General features: G+C 52.8%; 5 protein-coding genes and 1 pseudogene. 2 read left to right on the plus strand and 4 right to left on the minus strand.

The features are described 5' to 3' along the window. Both Q1B15_RS15695 and Q1B15_RS15700 read left to right on the plus strand, forming a co-directional pair. On the plus strand, positions 1 to 273 hold a 273-nt coding region (locus Q1B15_RS15695; RefSeq protein WP_299755305.1), incomplete at its 5' end, for a hypothetical protein. A 104-nt stretch (positions 274 to 377) separates the two neighbouring features. Continuing rightward, the gene (locus tag Q1B15_RS15700) at positions 378 to 944 is read left to right on the plus strand and encodes a hypothetical protein (protein WP_299755307.1); all 567 of its coding nucleotides are present in this window, start codon (positions 378 to 380) and stop codon (positions 942 to 944) included. A gap of 633 nt (positions 945 to 1577) precedes the next feature. On the opposite strand, the gene Q1B15_RS15705 is transcribed toward Q1B15_RS15700, so the two are convergent. From Q1B15_RS15705 to Q1B15_RS15720, 4 genes and pseudogenes are all read right to left on the minus strand, one after another. Beyond that, positions 1578 to 1928, minus strand: a complete 351-nt coding sequence (locus Q1B15_RS15705; RefSeq protein ID WP_299755309.1) for a hypothetical protein — start codon at positions 1926 to 1928, stop codon at positions 1578 to 1580. A gap of 510 nt (positions 1929 to 2438) precedes the next feature. Next, positions 2439 to 2711, minus strand: a complete 273-nt coding sequence (locus tag Q1B15_RS15710) for a DUF982 domain-containing protein (RefSeq protein ID WP_299755312.1) — start codon at positions 2709 to 2711, stop codon at positions 2439 to 2441. Between the two features lie 117 nt (positions 2712 to 2828). Next, the gene (locus Q1B15_RS15715; protein ID WP_299755315.1) at positions 2829 to 3026 is read right to left on the minus strand and encodes a cold-shock protein; all 198 of its coding nucleotides are present in this window, start codon (positions 3024 to 3026) and stop codon (positions 2829 to 2831) included. Positions 3027 to 3372: 346 nt separating this feature from the next. Further along, positions 3373 to 3681 (minus strand): annotated as a pseudogene (locus Q1B15_RS15720) (hypothetical protein); the annotation flags it as partial.

Here is a 3681-nt window from a genome sequence, read left to right on the forward strand (position 1 = left end):
CTGCGTAGCATGCTGCGCGAAATGGAGCACGAGGTCGGACTCCACACATTGACACCCGTGGAAATGGACGTGTTTCTTGCCGCACATGCCTTATCTGGAGCGCATGGAGAGGTCGTTACGTCCGACGATATCCGAAGACATGATTTGACCTCTGGGATCGCGCAGGCCACATATCACAGGGCGTTGCGTTCCTTATTGTCCCTGGGTTTTCTCGAAAAAGCCGAAGGTTATAAGTCGACGCACTATTTGGTGCGCAGTGATCTTACGCATTAACCGACAGGTGTTTCTGATTATGTGATTAATATGCCGGTCTGTTGTTAAAGTGCAGACATCTCTGCCCTCATCATCTCTGCACTCTCAACGATTGGGCGCCTTTCATGAATTTCTTGCTCGTCGTCCTCGCCTACGTCTTATGTCATGGATTGACCGCAATGGTTGTCACTCCGATCCAGAGTGTTTTTTTACCAGAAATGACGGTTTTCGCCAGTCTGATCTATCTACCCCACGGTGTCAGGGTCCTTGCGACATGGGCATATGGTTGGAAAGCCATACCCGCGCTGATCTTGGGGGTAAGCCTCTCTGCCCTGATATTTAGCCCTTCGGAGGATATAAACTTTCTTGAACCTGCGCTGCTAGAAGGCATCCTTGTTGGCTCAGCTTCCGCATATATTGCCTTCGAGCTGATGCGCCTTGCCGGTTTTGATTTCTATTTCGGTCGCTCAAGAAAACTCCAGTGGAAGGGTATGATTGCAGTGGGAGCCCTGTCGTCTGTTATCAACTCTTTTGGGCAAACGCTGGTCTACTCCGGACTGATTGATTTGGAGAAGGTCATCGGAGTTTTGGCCATCTATGCAACCGGGGACCTGATCGGTCTCATAGTGTGTATGGTTGTCCTGATGCTCGTATTTCGCTGGAACCGGATATTAGGTGTCCTGAAAAACTGACGGCAAAAGAGCTGAAGTCTGTGGAGTCGAGTTTCCCTCGTCGCGAAATGAAAATGCTTCTACCGTGTCCAAGAAAACGGTAGCTTTGGGCTCTGAGCTGCCCTTCGCTGCGCAGAGTGCAAATGTCTGCTAAGCGGAGAGGCTGTGTGAAAACTCGAGATTTCCGCATTTGAACAGGCAGGAGTTCTCAAAAAGCATTGAGGGATCGGCTTTCTTGGGAAAGTATTTTCCGGAGCGACAGATACAGGAATCTGCATTCTCAGGTTTTCCCGTCTGATCGAGTTTTAACACAGCCTCCGGACTAACCCGACCTTGGTCGATTTCCTATTTGAAGAACGCTTCAGAATAGACGTCAACTCTGGGCTCGATGCCGTCGTTCCACGCCAGCTAGTCCAAGGGCCGCTTCCAATCTAGGAATGCCCGGGTGTGGGCCTAAGCGTCTGAGGCGAGGGCGTTTGCCAGACGCACGAACGTCCACTATTGGAGCGTCCCGGTAGGTCAAGCATGCCGCACCGCAGTGGTCTGCTCCGAGCCCAGAGCCGTCTTTGATTGTGATAGTCGCAGGGCCGATACTCGAAGGCTCGATCCTGTGGTCGATTGCCGACAAATTGTCTGTTTGCCGGCAAACACTGGTTAAGTGTCTTTTTTCAGCTCAATCTGGCAAGCTTCTGCAAGGGCCCTATCCGGTTTTTCGGTTCCGAGTGGCGTCGCCCAACCAGCTTTCTCAACAATGCCGCGACGCTGATATGAAGTGGCTTTCTCGAGTTCCGCCATCACATTGGTGGACCTTGGATCGTTTTGCGAGTTTTGGACGCAATAAGGCGTAAGGGCCGAGGCGACAGCCGCAACTGAACTCTTGCTGGACATTTCTGATGCCGAGGCACCAGTTACCCAACCACCCCAGCTGAACCCAACAATTGCCAAAGCTATAGCACCGACACCCGCGCCTGTGAGGGCGGGTTTCGTCCATTCAGGAATCTGCATGATTTAGACCAATCTGTATGTGGAAAAGTACGCATGATCGCGTATTGAGTACCTAAGTAACACAAAACCCAGAATTTCTTGCACGGTTTAACAGGCGGTCTAGGTTTTTGCTTTGGGTGGGGCAGTTGTCCGAGGTCCGCTTGCGTCCCACAACCCGGTCATAGCCCCTATCGAGATTGCAGCGGCTTGCACCAAAGTCCGCTTTTTCTGCCGCATTGCGAGATGGATTTCTTATCCCACACGGAGACGGAGATGCCGCAGGCGCAAACGGTAGATTCTGGTTGGGGCCGGATTGGGCTCTGAGCTGCCCTTCGCTGGGCAGAGTGCAAATGTCCGCCAAGCGGAGAGGTTGTGTGAAAACTCGAGATTCTTCACGATTTCGCGCCGCTCGTTTTCGGGTGTTGCTAATTTGATGGTTCAGCTCGACCAGAGCGCGCCTAAATCTGGCAATTTTTGGCATTTGCAAAAGCTCTCGATAGTTTTTACACAGCCTCCGGACTAAGCTGCCGATCAAAGAACGGCTGTTGTTCTAGCGCTCGCAGGGTCCGGCTTAAAGCCAGCGGTTTTCGCCGCCGAAAGGAAAGCTTCGCGGGCAGCGCCAACAGTACCCATGCAATGCATCGCGGCATCAATCTGGCCGACCGCGGCGTCTCGGTCGCGATCAGCAACCGGCCACTTTTGGCGAAGCCAGTGTGAGGCCTGTTCAATCGTGGTGAATTTCTGAGTGCCGCCTTCTGGCGATACGACTAATGTTATGGGGTTTCCCCAGTTAATTTCTATCAAGTTTTTGCTCCATTAAAATCGGGATGGCCATCTCTGTAAAACAAAGGGCCATGTCAAATAGAAGGGCGGGAACCGCTCAAAGGCCTTTCCCGCCTCACAGTTCAATTCAACGCTGACTTACGCCAGTGCGAGATTGGTTGCGGAGTCGCGGCCGTATTCGATATCGAAGGTCACAGATAGCCCATTTTCCAGCCGATTGGTTCCTGCCCGTTCAAGGGCAGTAATGTGAATGAAAATGTCCTTCGATCCGTGCTCAGGGGCGATAAACCCGAAACCTTTTTGAGGGTTAAACCAATTCACGGTACCATTGGCCATCGTGACGTCTCCTAGAATAATTGCCATCCACACAACGCGATGGCCCGGCTCAGTGTCGTCGTGGGATCGACTGGAGCCGCTAGGAAACAGAAGGTCGTAAGAAGATGCTTTACCCACTCGAGATGGGTTCCCAGCGACTACATTTCAAGTGCTTAGGTCGGGGAACTGGCCGTCGACTCTGATTGACGTGAAGCTCCGCTTCCCACTCTCCTCGCCAAACGCGGCGCAAGTTTTCAAGGTCTAAAACAGGCTCAAATCGGCCGTTAGCTGCAACTCGCGCCAATGACAGAAATGCGGGACGAAGCTGCCCTTTGTGATAGTAGCCCGGACGTCCGCATTCTTGCACTCAGAGGACAGAACTCGCGGCTTCCAGGCGTCTTTTTGCATCCAGATATATTTCTTTGATAATATCTGCTGCTGGCGCAATCTCTCTGACTTGCGCCACCCCTTGACCCGACCAAAGCGACATTGCCTCCACATCTCCGGATGTTTGCGGCAAAGGAGTATAACTCTGATAACGGACGACCGGCTCGCCATTGGGCCGATGGCCGATCACTTCCTTTTCGTTCTGACGGCTGCCGGGGGCCGGACAGCCGGCCTCCGTCCAAGCCTGCGATGTGGAATTACCAAGCGCTCGATGCGGCGCATCAGGCCA

Source organism: uncultured Boseongicola sp. (assembly GCF_937988555.1).
Classification (GTDB): Bacteria; Pseudomonadota; Alphaproteobacteria; order Rhodobacterales; family Rhodobacteraceae; genus Boseongicola.